This window comes from Streptomyces auratus (assembly GCF_050433025.1).
Classification (GTDB): domain Bacteria; phylum Actinomycetota; class Actinomycetes; order Streptomycetales; family Streptomycetaceae; genus Streptomyces; species Streptomyces sioyaensis.
Window position 1 is genome coordinate 815,630 of the sequence record NZ_JBNGCB010000001.1, and the last position, 19,240, is coordinate 834,869.

Sequence of the window (19,240 nt, forward strand, 5' to 3'; positions counted from 1 at the left end):
GGGTGGTCGAGCGGGTGGGTGCGGCCGTGGCGGATCAGGGGTCCTGGCACGCCGTCACAGGACCACGACGGAGCGCAGGACCGTGCCGTCGCGCATCTTGTCGAAGGCGGACTCCACCTCGTCCAGGGCGATCGTCTCGGTGACGAATCCGTCGAGGTCGAGCCGTCCGCTGAGGTAGCGGTCGATGAGGACCGGGAAGTCCCGGCTGGGCAGACAGTCGCCGTACCAGGAGGACTTCAGTGCGCCGCCGCGCGAGAAGAGATCGATCAGCGGCAGCTCGATGCGCATGTCCGGTGCGGGGACGCCGACCTGGACCAGAGTCCCGGCCAGGTCGCGCATGTAGAAGCCCTGGGTGTAGGTCTCGGGGCGGCCCACCGCGTCGATCACCACATCCGCGCCATGGCCGCCGGTGAGGCCGCGGACCGCCTCGACGGGGTCCGTGCCGCGGGAGTTGACCGTATGGGTGGCGCCGAAGCGGGTGGCGCCGTCCAGCTTGCGGTCGTCGATGTCGACCGCGATGATCCGGCGCGCCCCGGCGACCGAGGCGCCGGCGATCGCCGCGTTGCCGACCCCGCCGCAGCCGATGACGGCGACGGTGTCCCCGCTGCCGACGGCGCCGGTGTGCACGGCCGCCCCGTATCCCGCCATCACTCCGCAGCCGATGAGACCGGCGGCCTCGGGGCGGGCATGGGGGTCGACCTTGACCGCCTGTCCGGCGGCGACCAGGGTCTTCTCGGCGAAGGCCCCGATGCCCAGCGCGGGGCTGAGCGGGGTGCCTCCCCCAGACTTCGTCCGGGAGGTGCCCCCAAGCAGGGTCATCGACTGGGCGGCGTTACGGGAGTCGAAGCAGTACCAGGGCCGTCCGCGGCGGCAGGAGCGGCAGCTGCCGCAGGGGGCCCGCCAGGCGAGGACGACGAAGTCACCGGGCGCGAGATCGGTGACCCCGGGTCCGACTGCCTCGATCACGCCGGCCGCCTCATGGCCGAGCAGAAAGGGGAATTCGTCGTTGATCGCGCCGTCCCGGTAGTGCAGGTCGGTGTGGCAGACCCCGCAGGCCTGGACGGCGACGAGGACCTCTCCCGGGCCGGGATCCGGCACCAGGATCGTCTGCAGCTCGACCGGCGCGCCTTGTTTCGCCGCGACGACGGCATGGACTTCGTGTGGCATGCCCTACCCCTCAGTGTTGCGCACTGCACGACTGGTTGCGCGATGAGAGACATAGTGGGAACGCCGATCGACACCGTCAAGGGGGTGTGGGCGAGCTCTTCACGCAGTGGCGGGCATTTCTCCGGACCGCTTGACGCATGGGCCCAGCGATTGGATTCTGTTGCGCATAGCGCTCCATCGTGCGCACCGCGAAACTCGATGATCCAGGGGGTCCTGTGATTCCGGTCTGCCGTCTCGCCGATCTGCCCACCGGCGAATCCGTACGCCTCGACACCGCGCCTCCGATCGCCGTCTTCCACGCCGAGGGGCAGCTCTACGCGATCGACGACACCTGCACCCACCAGGACGCCTCGCTCGCGGACGGCTGGCTGGAGGGGTGTCTGGTCGAATGCCCGCTGCACGCCGCGGCCTTCGATCTCCGCACCGGAGCGCCCACCTGTCTGCCCGCCCGCCGGGCGGTGCGCACCCACCCCGTGACCGTCGAGGACGGCATGATCTACGTCCAGCACGCCGCCGAGGAGGGCACCGCCGCATGAAGTCGGTCGCTGTCATCGGAGCCTCGCTGGCCGGCCTGTACGCCGCCCGGGCCCTGCGCGCCCAGGGGTTCGACGGCCGGCTGGTGATCGTCGGGGACGAGCACCACCGCCCCTACGACCGCCCGCCGCTGTCCAAGGACTTCCTCACCGGCAACACCGGCCAGGACCAACTGGCCCTGGCCGACGCCGAGGAGATCGCCGAACTCGACGCCGAATGGCTACTGGGCACCGCGGCCACCGGCCTCGACACCGGCGGCCGCACGGTGCTCCTCGACGGCGGCCGGTCCCTGACCGCCGACGGTGTGGTCATCGCCACCGGCGCCGCCCCGCGCCGCCTCCCCGGCCCGCCGCCCGCCGGCTCGCACACCCTGCGCACCCTCGACGACGCGCAGGCGCTGCGCGCGGACCTGACGCGCGGCCCGGTCCGGGTCGTGGTGATCGGCGGCGGCTTCATCGGCGCCGAGGTCGCCTCGTCCTGCACGGCCCTCGGGCATCACGTCACCGTGGTGGAGGCCGCCCCGCTCCCCCTCGTCCCCCAACTCGGCGACACCATGGCCGGAATCTGCTCCGCCCTCCATGCGGACCACGGCGTCACCCTGCTCACCGGCACCGGCGTCGCCCGTCTGCACAGCGGCGGCGCCGGGAACCACGTCACCGGGGTCGAGCTGGCCGACGGCCGGCTGCTCCCCGCCGACGTGGTCGTCACCGGCATCGGCGTCCGGCCCCGCACCGCCTGGCTGGCGGGCTCCGGACTCCCGCTCGACGACGGGGTCCGCTGCGACGCGGGAGGCGTCACCCCGCTGCCGCAGGTCGTGGCCGTCGGCGATGTCGCCCGGGCGGCCGGCACCCGCGCCGAACACTGGACCAGCGCCACCGAACAGGCCGCCACCGCGGTGGAGAACCTCCTGGCCGGCAGTACCGTCGCGACCCACCGGAACCTGCCGTACTTCTGGTCCGACCAGTACGGCGTCCGCATCCAGTTCGCCGGCCGGCGGCTGCCCGGCGACACCCCGCGCATCATCGAAGGCTCCGCCGACGACCGCAGTTTCCTCGCCTGCTACGAACGCGACGGGCAGCCCACCGCGGTCCTCGCCCTCAACCGCCCGCGCCCCTTCATGCGGCACCGCCGCGCACTCGCCCGCGCCGCCCAGCCGGCCACCGCCTGACCCGCCCGGCCGCCGCCCCGGCGCAGCTCGTCCGGCTTCCGCGCCGGAGCCGGCAGCACCGCCGCCCATCCGTCCGCGAGGGCCGCCCGAGCGTCAGTCGTCCGTAGTGGGGACATGCGCCCGCAGGACGGCCTCCACGGCATCGGTGTCGTCCGGCGTGAGGAACGGGCGGACGAAACGGCCGAGATCGAGGATCAGCGCGTCCCTCTTCGCGGGCCGCCCCGGGTCCAGGCTCGCCCAGTACCGCGGGTGCGCCGTCCCCCAGATCCGGAGCTGCCCGCCGAAGACCCCCATCTCCACGCGCCGGAACGCGCGAATGGACGGGTACGGGACGGTCTTCGTCCCCCACGGGAAGTAGTAGCCACGAATGCGGAGGGCGTCGCCGGAGCACTCGATCCAACGGTCCCGGTAGAGGCTGCCGCTCATCCGGTGCCTCAACTCTCCGCGCCGTCGCGTGCCTCGATGCGGTACTGGAACGCGGCACCGCCCGGGTCGCATGCCGTCGCTCCTCCGTCGACGGTCAGCACCGCACCGTTGACGAAGGAGGCGGCCGGCGAGAGCAGCCAGCCGATCGCCTCCGCGACCTCGTGCGGGTCCCCGGGGCGGCCCACCGGCAGCAGCCGGGTGGCCTCCTCGTACGCGGCGTCGACCCCGCCCGCCAGCCCGGCCTCCTTGGCGAAGCGCACCATCCGCCCGTCGGCCATCTCGGTCCGCACCCAGCTGGGGCAGACGATGTTGGCGCGCAGCCCGTCCCGCCCGTAGTCGACGGCGAGCGAGCGGCAGAGCTGGAGCAGGGCCGCCTTGGACGTCGCGTAGGCGGCGTTGCCGTTGCCGTTGCGCAGCGCGGAGACCGAGGCCACGGCGACGACCGCGCCACGGCTCGCCAACAGGTGCGGGAGTGCGGCGCGTTGCAGGAGGAAGGGGCCGGTGACATTGGTGGCCATGACGGCCTCCCAGTCCTCCATGGACAAATCACCGACCGCGCCGCTGCGGGCGATACCGGCGTTGAGCACCAGCCCGTCGAGCCGTCCGTACGCGGACACGGTCGCCTCGACGAGGCCCTGCACCGCCCCGGGGTCGGCGGTGTCGGCCGGGTGGGCCAGCGCGCCGGTCTCCTCGGCGAGGCGGTGCAGAGGTTCGGGCCGGCGACCGGAGACCACCACCTGGTGCCCGGCGGCCCGCAGCAGTCGGGCGGTGGCCGCACCGATGCCCGTACCGCCGCCCGTCACGAGGACAACTCGCTCTTCCACCATGGTCGTTCACGCCTCCCGTATGGGTCGCCCACTGCCTCGGCGATCATACGGAGGAGCACCGGACGGGCGGGGGTTTCCGGCCGCGGTCCGCGACCGGACGCGGTCCGCGCCCTCAGGTGCCTCCGTGGCCGGGTGAGATGGGTGGGGTGGTGGAGGTGGTGGCTTCCCACTGGCTGAGGATGCCGTCCCAGTCGTGCTGGGCGGCCGTGATGGCGTTGGCGTCCCAGGTGCCCTGGGTGGGCTGCTGGTAGTGGTGTTGCTGTGGGTGCTGCTCGTATACCCGGTACTCCTGATACTCCTGCTGCTCCGGGTAGTTCTGGTACGGGTGTTGCTTCCAGGGTTCCTGCTCGTAGTGCTCCCGTGGCGGCTGCGGCGGCCGCTCGTGCCAGGCCGTATGGGGAGTCTCGGTCTGCGGGGAGGGTGGCGGGACGTTGACGAGGCGGCGATGCCGGCCGATGCGGTCCGCCGGCGGCGCGGGACGGCTTTCGGCGGACAGCTGTTGGGCGCGTGCCACCAGGATCCGGACATCCAGCCCGAGTTCGGCGGCCAGGGCGGTGAGGTCGACTCCGGCCTGCCAGCTGCTCATCAGGACCGCGTCCAGGGCCGGCGCCCAGGCCGGCTCGTTGGGCTGGGGCGCGCCGGGCTGGGGTGGGGGGACCGGAGCAGGGGCCGGGGCCGGGGCGGGCGGAACCGCGACCGGTGGACCCGCGGTCGGTGGGCTCACGCTGGGCTGGCTCGCGGTGGACGGGCCCGCAGGGGGTGCGGCGGCCGGCTGCGCAGGGGCCGGCTCGCACGCGGGCTGGGACAGCAGGCTCTTGGCGACCGCGCGGGCGTCGTCCTTGCCCACCGTGCGCCGGGCCAGGCGCACTTCGCGCTCGTCCAGGCCGAGCAGGTCCGCCACCACCGCATCGCTGCCCACCGTCACGGCGAAGGCGGCCAGGGTCCGCGAACGACGGGCCTCGGCCTCGTCGAGGAGTCCCTGCGTACGGCGGACCTCGTCATCGCTGCTGCAAAACGCCTGTGCGAGGACCGCGTGGCGCTCCCACAACTCCCTGGGTTCCATGACTGCGACAACGTCCCGTCGTCCGTATTGGACCGCTTCCCAGCTATAGATCACTGCATAAGGTGATTCGAGAGACAGACGTCCCTGCCTCCGCGGTGGAAACTGCGGCGGCTGCAAAAATACGTCGTGACCACATGCCGGAAGAATCGTTTCTACGGCCATGAGCGTCCCCTCTTCCGGCACCGTCGCAGGTCACGGACAGACGTCCCTCCCCCGCCCCGGCTCCGTCCCGCGATGGCTCACCGCGGAGATCGTCCGACAGACCCCCGTGTACGCAGGGCTGGCGAAGCTGTGGACGGAGCGTGCGCGCACCGTGCCCGGGGTCGCCGATCCGGAGTGGCAGCGGCTGGTCTCCTATCGCGCGCTGATGGAGGAGACCGAGATCGCCCTCACGGCCCTGCGGCCGCACCGCGCGCCCGATGTGCTGCCGCCGAGAAAGGCGGTGCCCGCCGCGCGTCCCGCCCGTCTGGACGCCTGAAGCCGTCGTCCACCGGCTGCCGGACCGGCGCGCTGAAGCGGCGCCGGGGCCGGAGTACCGTTGAGTTGTCGAGGAGTTCCCGCTGCCCGGCCACCGCGCCGGCAGCGGCTTTGACCAGCGACGGAACCCGGGTGAGCGCGACGGATGACACGGACTTCAGCCCGATCGGGGTGATCGGGCGGGTGACCGTGTCGATCCCGGCCGACGGACCGGGCGAGGTGCTGCTGCCCGTGCGCGGCGGCACCGAGGCCTTCGCCGCCTGGTCCCGTGTGCCCATCGACCGGCATACCCAGGTCATCGTGGTGGACCACACCTCGGCGCGGTCGGTGATCGTCGCGCCGCTGCCCGCATGACCTGGCCGGGCCGGTGATCATGGCCGGCCGTCAGCCGGCTTTCCCCCGCGGCCGTGCCCGCACACGCACGATGAGCCGGCCGCATCGGACCGGGAGTCCCGCAATGTTGTTCTGGCATGTTCCGGCGCCGAACGAGGCGCTGTTGATCTCCGGCTCGAAGCGCCGGGCCGGGGACGCGCAATTCCGTATCGTCACGGGCCACGGCAGCTGGGTCCTGCCCGTCAAGCAGAAGGCGAGCCTGCTGTCGCTGTCGCTGCGGGAGGCGGAGATCTCCGAGGACTGCGTCACCCAGCAGGGCATCCGGATCGGGGTCCGGGCGGTCGCCGTCTTCAAGGTCGGGGACGACCCGACGTCGATCGCCAATGCGGCGCGCCGGTTCCTGGACGAGCAGGCCACCATGGAGGAGCTGGTGGGCCGGATCTTCGCCGGTCATCTGCGCTCGATCGTGGGCGGGCTGACCGTCGAGCAGATCATCCGGGAGCGGGACCGCGTCGCCCAGGAGGTCAAGGACGGCAGCCACTCCGAGATGGAGAAGCTCGGCATCGTCGTCGACGCCCTGCAGATCCAGGAGATCGCCGACACCTCCGGATACATCACCAACCTCGCCGCCCCGCACGCCGCGGCGGTCGCCAGCGCGGCCCGGATCGCGCAGGCCAAGGCCGACCAGGAGGCCACCCAGCGGGAGCAGCAGGCGGCGGCGCTCAAGGCCGAGTACGAGCGGGACACCGCGATCAAACGGGCCGGGTTCCACGCCGAGACCGAGCAGTACAACGCCCGCGCCGCGCAGGCCGGCCCGCTGTCGCAGGCCAGGGCCTCGCAGGAGGTCATCGAGGAGCAGACCGCGCTGGCCCAGCGGCAGGCCTCGCTCGCCGCGCAGCGGCTGGAGGGCGAGGTGCGCCGCCCGGCGGACGCCGAGGCCTACCGGCTGCGCACCCTGGCGGAGGCACGGCGGGACCAGGTCCGATTCGAGGCGGACGCCCGCGCCTACACCGAACGGGCCGTGACCCAGGCACGGGCCGATGCGAACACGGCGCTCGCGGCCTCGCTCCGGGACGGCAACCAGGAGCTGATCGCCGCCAACCGCACCGTCGAGAACCTCCCGGCCCTCGCCCAGGCGGCCGCCGAGGGCATCGCCGGCTCCCGGCTGACCGTGCTCAACGGCACCGACGGCATGAACGAGATCGTCTCCGGCATCGTCGGCCAGGGAATCGCCATCCTCGACAGCCTCAAGAAGGCGACCAGCGCCTCCGGCACCGTCTCCCCGCTCGCCGACGGTGCGGGATCGCTGCCGCAGAAGGTGACGAAACTGCAGCAGGACGGGACGGGGTCCGGCTCCGCCTGAGCGCACGGGCGGTTCCGTCCGGCCTCCCGGGTGTCCGGCGCGGCCCGCCGGGCACCCGGAGGTGTCCGGCGGGCCGCGCGGACCCGGTCACGGCGTGCCGCGCCGCCGGCGAACGGCCCGCTCGGCTCAGGCCGCGGCGGCCGTGGGCGTACGGCGCCAGCGGGTCAGGACGAGGTGTGCGAGGACGCCGAAGAGCAGCCCCCAGAAGGCGGATCCGATGCCGAAGAGGGTGACGCCGGAGGCGGTGGCGAGGAAGGTGATCAGGGCCGCCTCGCGGTCCTTCTCCTCCTTCACCGCCCCGGTCAGACCGCCGGCCAGGGCACCGAGCAGGGCCACGCCGGCGACCGCCGCCACGAGTTCCTTGGGGAGCCCGGCGAACAGCACCACGAGAGTGGAGCCGAACGCCCCGATGAGGAGGTAGAACGCTCCGCAGGAGACCCCGGCCACATAGCGCCGCTGCGGGTCGCGGTGGGACTCGGGGCCGGTGCAGATGGCCGCGGTGATCGCCGCGAGGTTGATGGCGTGCGAGCCGAAGGGCGCCAGCGCCGTGGAGACCAGCCCCGTGGAGCCGATCAGCAGGCGGTCCTTGGGCCGGTAGCCGGACGCGGTGAGCACGGCCATGCCCGGTGCGTTCTGCGAGGCGAGCGTCGCCAGGATCATCGGCACGGCGATGCCGATGAGCGAGGCGACCGAGAAGTCCGGGGTCGTCAGGACCGGCTTGGCGAGCTCGATCCGGTCCAGATGGATGTCCAGCCGGGAGCCGGCCGCACTGGCCACGACACCCACCGCCAGGGCGACCAGGACGGCGTACCGGGGCAGCCACCGCTTCGCCAGGAGGTAGGCGAGCAGCACCGAACCGGCGAGGAGCGGTGCGGTCTTGAGCGAGGTGAACACCCCGGTGCCGAAGGAGAACAGGATGCCGGCGAGCATCGCGGAGACGACGGGCGTGGGCACCTGCCGCATCAGCCAGCCGAACACCCCGGTCAGACCGACCAGGGTGATCACCAGTCCGGTGACGAGGAAGGCCCCGATGGCCTCCGCGTAGGAGTACGCCCCCAGACTCGTCACCAGCAGGGCCGCGCCCGGTGTCGACCAGGCGGTGATCACCGGCATCTTGGTGCGCAGGCTCAGCGCGATACAGGTCAGACCGCTGCCGATGGAGATGGCCCACACCCAGGAGCTGGTCTGTGCGGTGGTCAGATGCCCGGCGGAGGCCGCCGCGAGCACGATGACCAGCGGGCCCGAGTAGGACACGACGACGGCGACGAAGCCGGCCAGTACCGCGGACAGCGAGACGTCGTGCACGAAGCCGCGCCGGGGTCCGCCGTCCGGGGGCACGTCCGCTGCGCCCTGCGGGCTCGTGGCGTCCGGCGGTGCGGCGTCGGGGTGGGGGGTGGGGGTCTGTGCGCTCAACGGTCTTCCTTCACGGCCTTTTCCAGGGCCTGTTCGAGGTCGGCGACGAGGTCTGCGGGGCTCTCCAGACCTATGGACAGGCGCAGCATGTCCTTCGGCGAGGTGCTGTCCGGCCCCTCGAAGGTATAGCGGTGTTCGACCAGACTCTCCACACCTCCCAACGACGTGGCGCGAATGAAGAGTTCGCAGTGGTTGGCGGTGCGCAGGGACTGCTGCCACGGGCCGTCGACATGCAGGGAGAGCATGCCGCTGAATCCGCCGGTCATCTGCCGGGCGGCGATCTCGTGTCCGGGGTCGGTGGGCAGTCCCGGGTAGGCGACCCGCCGGATCAGCGGATGGGCGGCGAAGTGCTCGGCCACGGCCATCGCCGTGGCGGAGATCTGGCGCATGCGGGGGAAGAGCGTCCGTATGCCCCGCACCAGGAGGTAGGTCTCCAGCGGGCCGAGGATCGGGCCGGTCAGCCGGCGGTGCAGCTGCAGCCGCTCCCATATGGCGTCCCGGGCCTCGGTGCGCTGCGGCGCCTTGACGAGCAGTCCGGCGACGACATCCGTATGGCCGTTGAGGTACTTGGTGCCCGAATGCATGATCAGATCGGCGCCGAGGTCGAACGGCCGGGCGTGCACCGGAGTGGGGACGGTGTTGTCGACGCCGAACAGCGCGCCGGCCCGGTGGGCGATCTCGGCGCAGCCGGCGAGGTCGGTCACCAGCCAGGTGGGGTTGGCCGGGGACTCCGCCCAGACCAGTGCGGTCGGGGCCGCGTCCACGGCGGCCGCCACCGCGTCCAGGTCGTTCATCGGCACCTGAACGACCTCCAGGCCGCGCTGCGGGCCGAATTCCCGCAGCCACTTGGTGAGACCGAAGTACATGGTCTGCGGGACCACGACCCGCGCCCCGGCCGGCAGTACCTGGAAGACGGCGGTGGCGGCGGCCATGCCGGACGAGAAGAGCAGCGCGTCCGAGCCGCCCTCCAGGCCCGCCACGACCTGCTCGGCCTGCTCGTACCCCGGTGTGCCCTGGTCGCGCAGGTACGCGAGCCCGGCCGGTGCCCGGTAGTCGGCGTCCCGGGCGTAGGTGGCGCCCAGACTGATCGGGGGCGGCACGGCGCCGGTGGTCGGAGAGCGCCAGCCGTCGCCCTGTGCGGCACGGGTCTCGGGCCGGTACTCCTGGGTCCACGGTGTGTAGGTGTCGCTGGTGTTCATCGCTTCCTCGTGATCAGAGACGGCAGGGCGGTACGCAGGGCGAGTTCGGCGTCCAGCAGTGCGCGGGAGGGCACGCCGGGCGAGGGGACGTAGTGGTTGTAGTAGCTGGATCCTTCGGTGTGCGGTCCGAGGAAGAACAGCCGCGGCTGCGGGGTGCCGGTGCGGTCGATGCCCTGGCCCTGCCGCGTGACGTCCAGCCCCTGCACGGCCGTTCCGCGGTGCGCGAGGGTGCGGACGCGGCCCGCGGCGACGAGCGTGCCCAGCAGGGACCCGGCCACCCGGTCCGCGCCGGGCTCGTTCACGTGCGCCTGCACGACGTGGTCGACCTCGATCCGCAACGGCCGGTCCAGGCAGGTGGATTCCAGCCGCCAGGGTCCCTGACCGGCCGGTGCGACGATCTTGGGCCGCGGGCCGGGGCCGAGCCGGACGATCCCGGCGTCGAGCAGCGAGAGCAGCTCCGCCGACCGGTCCAGCTGCGGACCGATCACCAGCCGGTTCACCGTGGGGGCGAACTCCCCGAAGAACGTGGCCAGCGACGCGTCGTCGACGCCGGGCGGATCGATGACCGCGCGCAGCACATCGCGGTGGTCACGGAGCACTTCCAGGGCTTCCTTCAGCGGGGCGGCGCCGAGGCCTTCCCGAGCCTCGGCCAGGTCGGCGGCGACCTCCGCGGTGAACCAGTCGCGGTAGGCGTCGTACCCCGTCCACTGCCGGTCGGTGAGGTCCGCGGACAGGATGCCGCTCACCGGGCAGGGGCCGAACCGCGCCCGCAGTTCGCCGAGCAGCGCCTCGTGGCCGTCGCGTGCGCAGCGCCGGGCCAGTTCCAGTCCGGCGCCGGTGGCGTCGCCGTACTCGCGGGCCAGCAGGGTGCGGTAGTAGGCGAGTTCCATCTCGGCCTCGATCAGCGGCAGGACGTCGCGGGTGAAGCCGAGGCGGCCGTCCGGCGTGCCGGCCCGGATCTCGTCGAGGCGGTCGGTGGTCAGTGCCAGCGGTGCGAAGCGCACCCGTCCCGGCCGGAGACGGGGGCGGCTGCGCGAGGGCATCCCGGAGCGGTTGGTCAGGACGATCGACGGCTCCCGTCCGCTGGGCAGATAGCGCATCCCCGCCTCGTCCGTGAGGTGCTTGCCGCCCCGGCCGAGGGTCAGGGTGGCGAGGACGTCCATGGCGGTCAGCCCCATGCCGAGGACGGCCACCCGCTCGCCCGGTCCGATGCCGTCGAGCGCCGTGGGCAACGGATAGGGGCGGGTGACCAGTCGGGGATCGGGGGCCGGCGCCGCGGGCAGATACAGCGAGTGGTGGCCGACGGTGACGAACACGGCATCGGCCTCGACGCGGCTGCCGTCGGCGAGGACGACCGTCTCGCTCCCGGAGCCTGCGGGGAGGATGTCCACGGCGGTCGTACGGTGCCGGATCAGGGTGAGGCTCTCGGGGGCCGCGCCGGTGATCTCCCCCGCGGCCCAGGCGAGATACTCGCTCAGCAGCCGGCGCGGCAGGAAGTCGTTCGGCTGGATCTCCCGCCCCTCGCCGGCGCGCACGGTGTAGCCGTCGTCGGCCAGCCGCAGATCCCGGCGCCGGCACCATTCGTGGAGCGACGGTCCGGGGACCGGTACGGGGCCGTCCACCATCTGCGCGTCGGCGAAGGCGGAGAGCTGGCCGCAGACGGTGTTGAGCAGAAGGTGGTCCGGCTGGTCGGACAGATGGAATCCGGCGCCGAAGGGCCGTGGATCGATGAGGTGGACGGTGAGCGGAGTCGGCCGTTCCAGGCAGTGCGCGACCAGCCGCTCGACGACGCCCAGCCCCCGCGATCCGGCACCGACAACAGCGACGGAGAGGGGTATGTGGCTCACCACCGGCGCGTCTCCCCGAAGAAGTTGGGCACCTCGATCGTGCTGCCGTCCTTGCGCGCCTCGCCGAGGACGAAGGCTCCCACGGCCAGATCCAGCACGCCCAGGCCGAACGGCGAGAAGATCACCGGGCGTTCCGGCGCGAGCTTCACCTCACCGTTCAGCACTCCGGCGAGGGTGCCGGTCACGAACTCGCGGGAACCGGAGCGCTGTTCGGCCAGATGCGGTGACGTGTTGGCCTTGAGGCAGTGTTCGACGTCGTCGAGGATGTTGTCCGCCGCCAGGACCACTTCGGGCGCGAGATCGCGCAGGGAGATGTTGAGAACGAGCTGACCGGGCCTGAACGGCGCGGTGACATAGGGCTCTAGCGCGGTGGTGGCGAAGACGACGGTGTCGGCCGCGAGCGCGGCGTCGAGGTCGGCGGTGAAGGACGCCGGACGGTCCTGGGTGGTGCGGATATGGCCGGCGAGGGCCTGGCCGGAGGACTCGTCGAGATCGTGGACGAGGTAGGCGTCCGGGGCGCAGCCGGCGACGTTCAGGTAGTCGCAGATGTTGCGTGCGATGACTCCGCCGCCCACCACGGCGATCCGGGTCCCCTCGAAGCCGTCCGGGCGGAGCGCGGTGGCCGCTACGGCCGCGGAGGCGGCGGTGCGTGCCGAGCTGATGCTCGCGGCTTCGAGGCAGGCGATCGGATACCCGGTCTCGTAGTCGTTGAGCACGAGGACGGCCGAGGCGCGCGGGGCGCCGATCCGGGTGTTGCCCGGGAAGCTCGCGATCCACTTGATGCCGGCGAGCTGGACGTCGGCGCCCAGGTAGGCGGGCAGCGCAATGATCCGGGAATCCGGCTTCTCCGGGAAGCGGAGGAAGTAGCTGTCCGGGTTGACGGAATCCCCGGCCTCATGTGCCCGATAGGCACTGCTGACAATGCCCAGCACGTCTCCCCGTTTTCCGTGCAGGACATTGCGCACCGTTTCACCGGCGACTATCTCAAAATTGAACACAATAATTCCCCCCTCTCGGGCCGGTGCCCGAGAAAACTAGTGGCCGACTATCTCGGGCCAGCGTTCGGCCACCCATGCGTCGTCGTAGATGGTCTCCAGATAGCGGTCCCCGAGGTCCGGCGAAATCGCCACCACCACACTCCCTTCCGGGATATTCTTGGCGGCGTCCTGTACGGCGCACAGCACCGTGCCGGTCGAGCCGCCCAGGAGCAGCCCCCGCTCCCGGGCGAGAGTTCTGCACATCTCGACGGCATCCGCCTCAGAGATGAGCACGATGTCGTCGAGGTTCTTCGTATCGAGTATTTCCGGACGTCTGCTCGTGCCCAGTCCGGGAATGTGGCGGCGGGCCGCCGGGCCGCCGAAGGTCACCGAGCCGACGGCGTCCACCGCGATGATCCGGGTGGCGGGGCTGTGCCGGCGGAGGTACTCCGCGCAGCCCATCAGCGTCCCCGTGGTGCCGGCCCCGATGAAGGCGTAGTCGATGTGGCCGAGCCCCTCGACGAGGGCGCGGCCCGTACGGTCGCGGTGTGCCTGCGGCCCGGCCGGGTTGGCGTACTGGTTCAGCCAGTACAGGTCGGGCTCGCGGCGCAGGCGCTCGGAGATGTAGTCGATCCTTGATTGCAGAAAGCCGCCGTGGGCGTCCCTGGCCTCGATCACCACGACCTCGGCACCGAGAACGGCCATCAGGCGCCGTGAGCGCACGGTGGCGTTGGGGTCCGTGACACAGGTCAGCGAATAGCCCTTCGCCGCGCACACCATCGCCAGGGCGACGCCGAGGTTTCCCGACGTCGACTCGATCAGCCGGGTCCGCGGAAAACGGAGCCCGGCATTCTCGGCCGCCGCGACCAGCGCGACAGCCGTCTTGAGCTTTACCGAACCAGCTGGATTGAGACCTTCCAGTTTCAGGAAAACGGAACTCCCCGGAACCAGTTGGTCCAGCTGAATGAAGAGATCATCCAGCACGAGATCATACACTTCTTCCGCTATCACCAGAATCCAAACCGTTGAAAGTGGGCAGCGCAAGGCAGCTGTGCTCGCCGAAGCGAGATCCCACGGGCTTGTTGGCCGCGCACACGGGTCAGGCGTGCGCTACGCAGAAGGGACTCTTCCCCCGTCCCCCATTGACCGCAAATCCCCCATTCGCGATGTGACGGGTTAATCCTGCCATCAAGCAAGGCCAATGACAATGTTTGCCTGGAATCCCAAAACAGGAGGCGAGCATTCCGTCGAGGCAGGGGCCCGAGGGCCGCCACCGGAGCGCTCGCCGTCATGGCAACGCACGTTGGCCGGAAGGGCGTTGGGCCTCTTGACGGGCCCGTCCGGGCGCGGCCCTTGCCGCGGCGGGGGCGGCACAGCATGCAGCGGGCCCGGGAGGGATGTCCCGGGCCCGCCGCATGACCGACCGACAGGGGTCAGAGGATGCCGAGCAGTCCGAGGCCGAGCAGGCCGTCCCGGTCCCGGTCCCGGCGCTGGCCGTCACGGCTGTCGCGTGCGTAACCATCGCGTGCGTAGCCGTCGCGGCCGTAATCGTCACGCCCGTAATCGTCGCGGTCGTAACCGCTGTCGCGGCCGTAGCCGTAGCCGTCGCGACGGCCGCCGTCACGGCCGAAGCCGTCGTAGCCGTCATGGCCGCCGTGTCCGAAACGGCCGTGGTGGCCGTGGCGGCGGTCGTGGCGGCACTTGCAGTAGCGGTGCCCGAAGTGGTGGTGGCCCCGGTCGCAGCGAAGGCACATCGTGCTCTGCTGCGAGCTGCTGGGGGGCGGGGTTGCGGCGGCGGTGGCGGCACCAGCCGTCGGCACCACCAGGGCAGCTGCGGTCAGGCCGGCCAAGGCAAGGCCGCGAGGAATCGAACGGAGCATGTTTCCACCTTCACTCGACTGCGCAGAAAAAGAATATTCTCTGCAAACATGACAATAAAGGGGCATATGTTCCCCGACTTGCGACCCGCCGGAGAGTCACTGGAACGCAGCAGGAGACACGGCGGCCCACCGAGCTCCCGCCCGTTCACTCCGGATTCCCGTCCTTTTCGGCGCCTTCACCGGCTTCCCCGCCGTCACCGGCTCCGCCATCTTCCCCGTCGCCCCGGCCATCCTTCGGCAGACTCTCCAGCAGCCCTCCCAAGGCCCCCAGAACGAGCGAGCACACCGTGTCCGGGTCCGCGCTCGCCAGCGGCTCCTTGGCGACCACCACTCGCATCAAGCCAATTCCCAGCAGCCACGACAGCGCCAGATCGCCGCGCAGCCCCCCGGTGTCGGACTCCGAGAGCGTCGCGAGGACCTCCGCGTACTCCTCCCCCAGTCCGCGCAGCGCATCGGCGATCTCGTCGCTGCCGCCTATGGAGCGCAGACACACCTCCAGCGAACGGTCGCCGCCGTCCCTGCCGCCGGCCAGCATGCCGCGCAGCGCGACCTCGAACAGCCGCTCGGCGGGAGTGGTGCGCAGCTGCTCCTGCCCGCCACGCGCCATGACCTCGCCGAACAGGGCCTTCTTCGAGCCGAAGTACCGGAACAGCAGGGCCTGATTGGCCCCGGCCCGGGCCGCGATGTCCCGCACCGTCGCGCGTTCGTAGCCGCGCTCGGCGAACAGCTCCGACGCGGCGTCCAGCAGCCGCAGCCGCGTGCCCTGTGCGTCCCGCCGGTGCGCGCTCGCCGCGCCGTACTGCGGGGGCTTGGCCATCGCCACGCTTCCTTTCCGTCGGACCGTCACCAGGACGGCCACAATGCGTCGTTGACCGCCCCGAGGGAGCGGCCTACCGTTTGTAAGCAGGTGCTTACACAAGGGAGGTCGCCATGACCACGATCGATACAGCACCCCTCTCCTACCCGTTCAATCTCGCCGAGAGCCTTGCGCTCGCCGAGGAGTACGAGCAGGCCCGCAACCGCCCGGGACTGCTGAAGGTACAGATGGCCTACGGAGAGCCGGCCTGGCTGGTGACCCGTTACGCCGAGGCTCGGTTCGTCCTCGGGGACCAGCGCTTCAGCCGCGCCCTGGGAGCCGTGCACGACGAGCCCCGGCAGTCCGAAGGGCGCCGCGACAGTGGCATCCTGGGCATGGACCCACCCGATCACACCCGGCTGCGGACGCTGGTGGCCAAGGCCTTCACCGTCCGCCAGGTCGAGAAACTCCGCCCGCAAGTACGGCAGTTGACACGGGAGCTGCTCGACGAGCTGGAGGCGGCCGGGCCGCCCGCCGATCTGGTGGACCGCTATGCGCTGCCCATCCCCGTCGCCGTGATCTGCCGGATGCTCGGCGTGCCGGCCGAGGACCGGCCGCGCTTCCGGGTGTGGAGCGATGCCGCATTGTCGACAAGTTCCCTGACGGCGGCGGAGTTCGACGCCAATCTCGAAGAACTCCGCGCCTATATGGGGCAGTTGATCGAGGAGCACCGGCAGGCCCCGCAGGACGATCTGATGACGGCGCTGATCGATGCCCGGGACGTCGGCGACCGGCTGTCCGAGCTCGAACTCGTCGACCTGTGCGTCGGGATCCTGGTCGCCGGGCACGAGACCACCGCCACCCAGATCCCCAACTTCGTCCTGGCGCTGCTGGATCACCCGGGCCAGCTCGCCCTGCTGCGCGAGCAGCCGCAGCTGATCGGCAATGCCGTGGAGGAGCTGCTGCGCTTCGTTCCGCTGGGCAGCGGCGCGGGGCAGCCCCGCTATGCGACCGAGGACGTCGAGGTCGGCGGGACGCTGGTGCGGGCCGGCACCCCGGTCCTGATCGCGATGGGCGCGGCCAACCGGGACGCGCTGCGCTTCGAGGCGCCCGGGACGCTGGACATCTCCCGGCCCGCGAACCAGCATCTCGGCTTCGGTCACGGCGTCCATCACTGTCTGGGGGCGCCACTGGCCCGTCTGGAGCTCCAGGAGGCGCTCGGCGCGCTGCTCACCCGGTTCCCGGGGCTGCAGCTGGCCGGCGATGTGGAGTGGAAGAGCCAGATGTTGGTGCGCGGGCCCCGGGTGATGCCGGTGGGGTGGTGAGCCGATGACCTGGAACGTGGAGATCGACCCCCGGCAGTGCATCGCCTCGGGATCCTGCGCCGCCATCGCACCGGACCTCTTCGCGCTCGACGGCAGCCATGCCCGTCCGCTGCACGACCGGATCGACGAGGACGAACGCGCGCTGGATGCCGCCGATTGCTGCCCGGTGCTCGCCCTCACGGTGCGGGACGGTGCCAAGGTCATCGGCCCCCGGCCGTAGGGGCCGTACGCAGAGACGCAGAACGGAGCCGACGGGGCGTGGCCGGGGGCCGCGCCCCGTTCCGTATGCCGCGGCCGACGGCGCCGGCCCGTGCCCCCCGTTCCGTATGCCACCGCCGACCGCCCGCCCGGACCACGAGGGCGGGCGTCCCGCGGCGACGGCGGACGTCGCAGGTCGGGGCCCCTCTCGTCGCGTCCCGGAAGCGGGGTGCGACGATGGGCCTGTCATGGATGCGGGGCAGGTTCTCAGGGGGCTACGCGCCGCGGTGTTCGCGGTGGTGTGTGTGCTGCTCGCCGCGCTGGGACACGTGGTGATGTCGGATGCCGCGGTGCCCGCGTGGATGCTGCTCGCGGCCGGAGCGGTGACCGCGGCCGGCGCCTGGTGCTGCGCGGGCCGGGAACGCGGCCCGCTCCTGGTGGGGTTGCTGACCGTCGGCACCCAAGCGGCGCTGCACACCGCGTTCTCCTTCGGCCAGGCGCTCGCCGGGCCCGCGGGCGGCGCACCGCGCCTGCTCGCGAAGCGGTGGGCGGACACCTGGCTGTGCGGTGCCGACGGAACGCCGCTCCCGGACGACCGGGCCACGCAGCTCATTCGGCTGATGCACCGGCAGATGGCGGCCGGGTCCCCGGGGGAGTACACCGGCTCCATGCCCGGCATGGACCACATGAGCCGGATGGCCGGCACGGACGGGATGGCGGGGATGCACGACGGTGCGTCCGGCATGGCAGGGATGCACGGCAGTGCGACCGGCATGCTCGCGGCCCATCTGCTGGTCGCGCTGCTCAGCGCCGGGTGGCTGTGGGGCGGCGAGCGGGCCGCGTTCCGGCTCCTGCGGTGCGTGTCGGCCTGGCTGTTCGCGCCCTTGGTGCTGGTCCTGCGGATCGTCCTCCCCCCGGCACCGCCTGCCGTGCGGGCCGCCCGGCAGGAGCCGCGGCGTGCGGTGCACCAACTTCTGCTGGCCCACGCGAGGTCGTTGCGGGGTCCGCCGTATGAGCCGGCTGTCGGCTGACAGCACGGTCGAATTCCCGAGCCGGCACACGGGCGCCGAGGGCTCGCGCCCCTGCCCGGCTCCGACTTCACCGGTCCCCGCCCTGTGCGGCGACCGGGTCATGCGAAGGACTCCAGATGATGAATCCTGTCCGGATGCCGGTGGCGCTGCCGCCCGCGTCCGCTTCGGGCACCCCGGCCGGCGCCGGCGGGCGCCCGTACGCCACCGCCCCGGCCGGCTCAACCGGCCCGATTTCCGCCGCTGTCCACCCCGCCGGGAGATACCGGCCCCGGCCGTACGGAAGCCGGCCGCAGCCGGGCGAGCAGGGCATCGGCGGCCGCCGGGTCGTCGACGTCGTCCTCGGGGTGCCCCGCGGCGCGGCGCAGACCGGCCGTCAGCGCGCGGCTCTGCGCCTCCCAGCGCCGGCAGTCCCGGCAGTCCGCGAGGTGCGTTTCGAGCCGGCGGGCGGTGAGACCGGGGGGCAGTTCCTCGCCGTCGAGGCGGGCGGAGAGTGCCGTACGGATGCGCGTGCAGAGCATGCGGCCATCCTCCCCGAAGCGCGGCCGGGCGGCGAGGGGCGGTGCCGGGATGCGCGATGACGAGAGCGTGACGGGCTGGGCGCTGGCCGCCCGCAGCGGTGACGAGCGGGCCGTCGAGCAGTTCGTCCGGGCCACCCAGCTCGATGTGCGGCGCTATGTGACCCATCTCAGCGGCGATCCGCAGGCGACCGACGACCTGGTGCAGGACACCTACGTGCGGGCGCTGCGCAGTCTGCCCCGGTTCGAGGGCCGGTCCTCGGCCCGTACCTGGCTGTTGACCATCGCCCGGCGGGTGGTGGCGGACCGCATCCGGTCCCATGCGGTCCGGCCCCGGCTGGCCGCCACGGACGACTGGCAGACGGCCGCGGAGCGGGTACAGCCGCGTGGGGTGCCCGGCTTCGACGAGGGCGTCGCGCTGGCCGAACTGCTGGCGGCGCTGACGCCGGAGCGGCGGGAGGCGTTCGTCCTCACGCAGCTGCTGGGGCTGCCGTACGCGGCGACGGCCGGGGTGATCGGCTGCCCGGTGGGGACCGTGCGGTCCCGGGTGGCCCGGGCCCGCGAGACGCTCGTCGGGCTGCTGACGGAGGCCGAGCGGCCCGAGTCGGCCGGCCGGCCGCGGGATCTCGCGGGCGCGGTGGCCTGACGGGCCGGAACCGGCGGGGCGACGGGGCTCATGGGCGGACACGGCCATGGGCCCC

General features: G+C 72.2%; 21 protein-coding genes. 9 read left to right on the forward strand and 12 right to left on the reverse strand.

All coding sequences use genetic code 11. The features are described from left to right. Nucleotides 1-54: 54 nt before the first annotated feature. Nucleotides 55-1,167 carry an S-(hydroxymethyl)mycothiol dehydrogenase gene (locus BKA18_RS03280; RefSeq protein ID WP_366046024.1) on the reverse strand — a complete coding sequence of 371 codons (1,113 nt, stop codon included), beginning with the start codon at nucleotides 1,165-1,167 and terminating at the stop codon, nucleotides 55-57. Nucleotides 1,168-1,382: 215 nt separating this feature from the next. Here BKA18_RS03280 and BKA18_RS03285 point away from each other — a divergent pair, with 215 nt between their 5' ends. Continuing rightward, entirely contained in the window at nucleotides 1,383-1,703 is a 321-nt protein-coding gene (locus tag BKA18_RS03285; RefSeq protein ID WP_006606611.1) for a bifunctional 3-phenylpropionate/cinnamic acid dioxygenase ferredoxin subunit, read from the forward strand. Beyond that, nucleotides 1,700-2,869 (forward strand): NAD(P)/FAD-dependent oxidoreductase, encoded by a 1,170-nt coding sequence (locus BKA18_RS03290; RefSeq protein ID WP_366046025.1) that lies wholly within the window; start codon nucleotides 1,700-1,702, stop codon nucleotides 2,867-2,869. The genes BKA18_RS03285 and BKA18_RS03290 overlap by 4 nt, the downstream gene beginning before the upstream one ends. A gap of 93 nt (nucleotides 2,870-2,962) precedes the next feature. Here BKA18_RS03290 and BKA18_RS03295 read toward each other — a convergent pair whose 3' ends face one another. The 3 genes from BKA18_RS03295 to BKA18_RS03305 form a co-directional block, all read right to left on the reverse strand. After that, nucleotides 2,963-3,295 (reverse strand): PH domain-containing protein, encoded by a 333-nt coding sequence (locus tag BKA18_RS03295; RefSeq protein ID WP_366046026.1) that lies wholly within the window; start codon nucleotides 3,293-3,295, stop codon nucleotides 2,963-2,965. 8 nt (nucleotides 3,296-3,303) lie between these two features. Further along, nucleotides 3,304-4,122 (reverse strand): SDR family NAD(P)-dependent oxidoreductase, encoded by an 819-nt coding sequence (locus tag BKA18_RS03300; protein ID WP_366046027.1) that lies wholly within the window; start codon nucleotides 4,120-4,122, stop codon nucleotides 3,304-3,306. A 112-nt stretch (nucleotides 4,123-4,234) separates the two neighbouring features. Beyond that, a complete protein-coding gene (locus BKA18_RS03305; RefSeq protein WP_366046028.1) occupies nucleotides 4,235-5,185 on the reverse strand; it encodes a hypothetical protein in 951 nt (316 codons plus the stop codon). A 160-nt stretch (nucleotides 5,186-5,345) separates the two neighbouring features. On the opposite strand from BKA18_RS03305, the gene BKA18_RS03310 reads away from it, so the two are divergent. From BKA18_RS03310 to BKA18_RS03320, 3 genes are all read left to right on the forward strand, one after another. Continuing rightward, nucleotides 5,346-5,663, forward strand: a complete 318-nt coding sequence (locus BKA18_RS03310) for a hypothetical protein (protein WP_093481822.1) — start codon at nucleotides 5,346-5,348, stop codon at nucleotides 5,661-5,663. Nucleotides 5,664-5,794: 131 nt separating this feature from the next. Then, nucleotides 5,795-6,016, forward strand: coding sequence for a hypothetical protein (locus tag BKA18_RS03315; RefSeq protein WP_006606605.1), 222 nt, complete (start codon nucleotides 5,795-5,797; stop codon nucleotides 6,014-6,016). Between the two features lie 103 nt (nucleotides 6,017-6,119). Next, nucleotides 6,120-7,358, forward strand: coding sequence for an SPFH domain-containing protein (locus BKA18_RS03320; RefSeq protein ID WP_366046029.1), 1,239 nt, complete (start codon nucleotides 6,120-6,122; stop codon nucleotides 7,356-7,358). A gap of 126 nt (nucleotides 7,359-7,484) precedes the next feature. Here the strand turns inward: BKA18_RS03320 and BKA18_RS03325 are convergent, their stop codons facing one another. The 7 genes from BKA18_RS03325 to BKA18_RS03355 form a co-directional block, all read right to left on the reverse strand. Beyond that, entirely contained in the window at nucleotides 7,485-8,771 is a 1,287-nt protein-coding gene (locus BKA18_RS03325; RefSeq protein WP_366046030.1) for a benzoate/H(+) symporter BenE family transporter, read from the reverse strand. Then, entirely contained in the window at nucleotides 8,768-9,970 is a 1,203-nt protein-coding gene (locus BKA18_RS03330; protein WP_366046031.1) for a trans-sulfuration enzyme family protein, read from the reverse strand. Before BKA18_RS03330 ends, BKA18_RS03325 begins: the two co-directional genes overlap by 4 nt. Beyond that, a complete protein-coding gene (locus BKA18_RS03335) occupies nucleotides 9,967-11,817 on the reverse strand; it encodes an FAD/NAD(P)-binding protein (protein ID WP_366046032.1) in 1,851 nt (616 codons plus the stop codon). Before BKA18_RS03335 ends, BKA18_RS03330 begins: the two co-directional genes overlap by 4 nt. Continuing rightward, nucleotides 11,814-12,815: a 2,3-diaminopropionate biosynthesis protein SbnB gene (gene sbnB, locus BKA18_RS03340; protein WP_366046033.1), complete on the reverse strand. Its 1,002-nt coding sequence runs from the start codon at nucleotides 12,813-12,815 to the stop codon at nucleotides 11,814-11,816. Before sbnB ends, BKA18_RS03335 begins: the two co-directional genes overlap by 4 nt. 36 nt (nucleotides 12,816-12,851) lie before the next feature. Further along, entirely contained in the window at nucleotides 12,852-13,778 is a 927-nt protein-coding gene (gene sbnA, locus BKA18_RS03345; protein WP_366046034.1) for a 2,3-diaminopropionate biosynthesis protein SbnA, read from the reverse strand. A gap of 449 nt (nucleotides 13,779-14,227) precedes the next feature. Beyond that, nucleotides 14,228-14,674 carry a hypothetical protein gene (locus BKA18_RS03350; RefSeq protein ID WP_235446391.1) on the reverse strand — a complete coding sequence of 149 codons (447 nt, stop codon included), beginning with the start codon at nucleotides 14,672-14,674 and terminating at the stop codon, nucleotides 14,228-14,230. Between the two features lie 145 nt (nucleotides 14,675-14,819). After that, nucleotides 14,820-15,491, reverse strand: a complete 672-nt coding sequence (locus BKA18_RS03355; RefSeq protein ID WP_366046035.1) for a TetR/AcrR family transcriptional regulator — start codon at nucleotides 15,489-15,491, stop codon at nucleotides 14,820-14,822. A gap of 113 nt (nucleotides 15,492-15,604) precedes the next feature. Here BKA18_RS03355 and BKA18_RS03360 point away from each other — a divergent pair, with 113 nt between their 5' ends. The 3 genes from BKA18_RS03360 (at nucleotide 15,605) to BKA18_RS03370 (ending at nucleotide 18,024) form a co-directional block, all read left to right on the forward strand. Next, nucleotides 15,605-16,795: a cytochrome P450 gene (locus BKA18_RS03360; RefSeq protein ID WP_366046036.1), complete on the forward strand. Its 1,191-nt coding sequence runs from the start codon at nucleotides 15,605-15,607 to the stop codon at nucleotides 16,793-16,795. Nucleotides 16,796-16,799: 4 nt separating this feature from the next. Next, nucleotides 16,800-17,015 (forward strand): ferredoxin, encoded by a 216-nt coding sequence (locus tag BKA18_RS03365; protein ID WP_366046037.1) that lies wholly within the window; start codon nucleotides 16,800-16,802, stop codon nucleotides 17,013-17,015. Between the two features lie 226 nt (nucleotides 17,016-17,241). After that, nucleotides 17,242-18,024, forward strand: a complete 783-nt coding sequence (locus tag BKA18_RS03370) for a PE-PGRS family protein (protein WP_366046038.1) — start codon at nucleotides 17,242-17,244, stop codon at nucleotides 18,022-18,024. A gap of 218 nt (nucleotides 18,025-18,242) precedes the next feature. On the opposite strand, the gene BKA18_RS03375 is transcribed toward BKA18_RS03370, so the two are convergent. Continuing rightward, the gene (locus BKA18_RS03375; protein WP_366046039.1) at nucleotides 18,243-18,542 is read right to left on the reverse strand and encodes a zf-HC2 domain-containing protein; all 300 of its coding nucleotides are present in this window, start codon (nucleotides 18,540-18,542) and stop codon (nucleotides 18,243-18,245) included. A 49-nt stretch (nucleotides 18,543-18,591) separates the two neighbouring features. On the opposite strand from BKA18_RS03375, the gene BKA18_RS03380 reads away from it, so the two are divergent. Then, nucleotides 18,592-19,185, forward strand: coding sequence for a sigma-70 family RNA polymerase sigma factor (locus tag BKA18_RS03380; RefSeq protein WP_006606592.1), 594 nt, complete (start codon nucleotides 18,592-18,594; stop codon nucleotides 19,183-19,185). Nucleotides 19,186-19,240 lie beyond the last annotated feature (55 nt).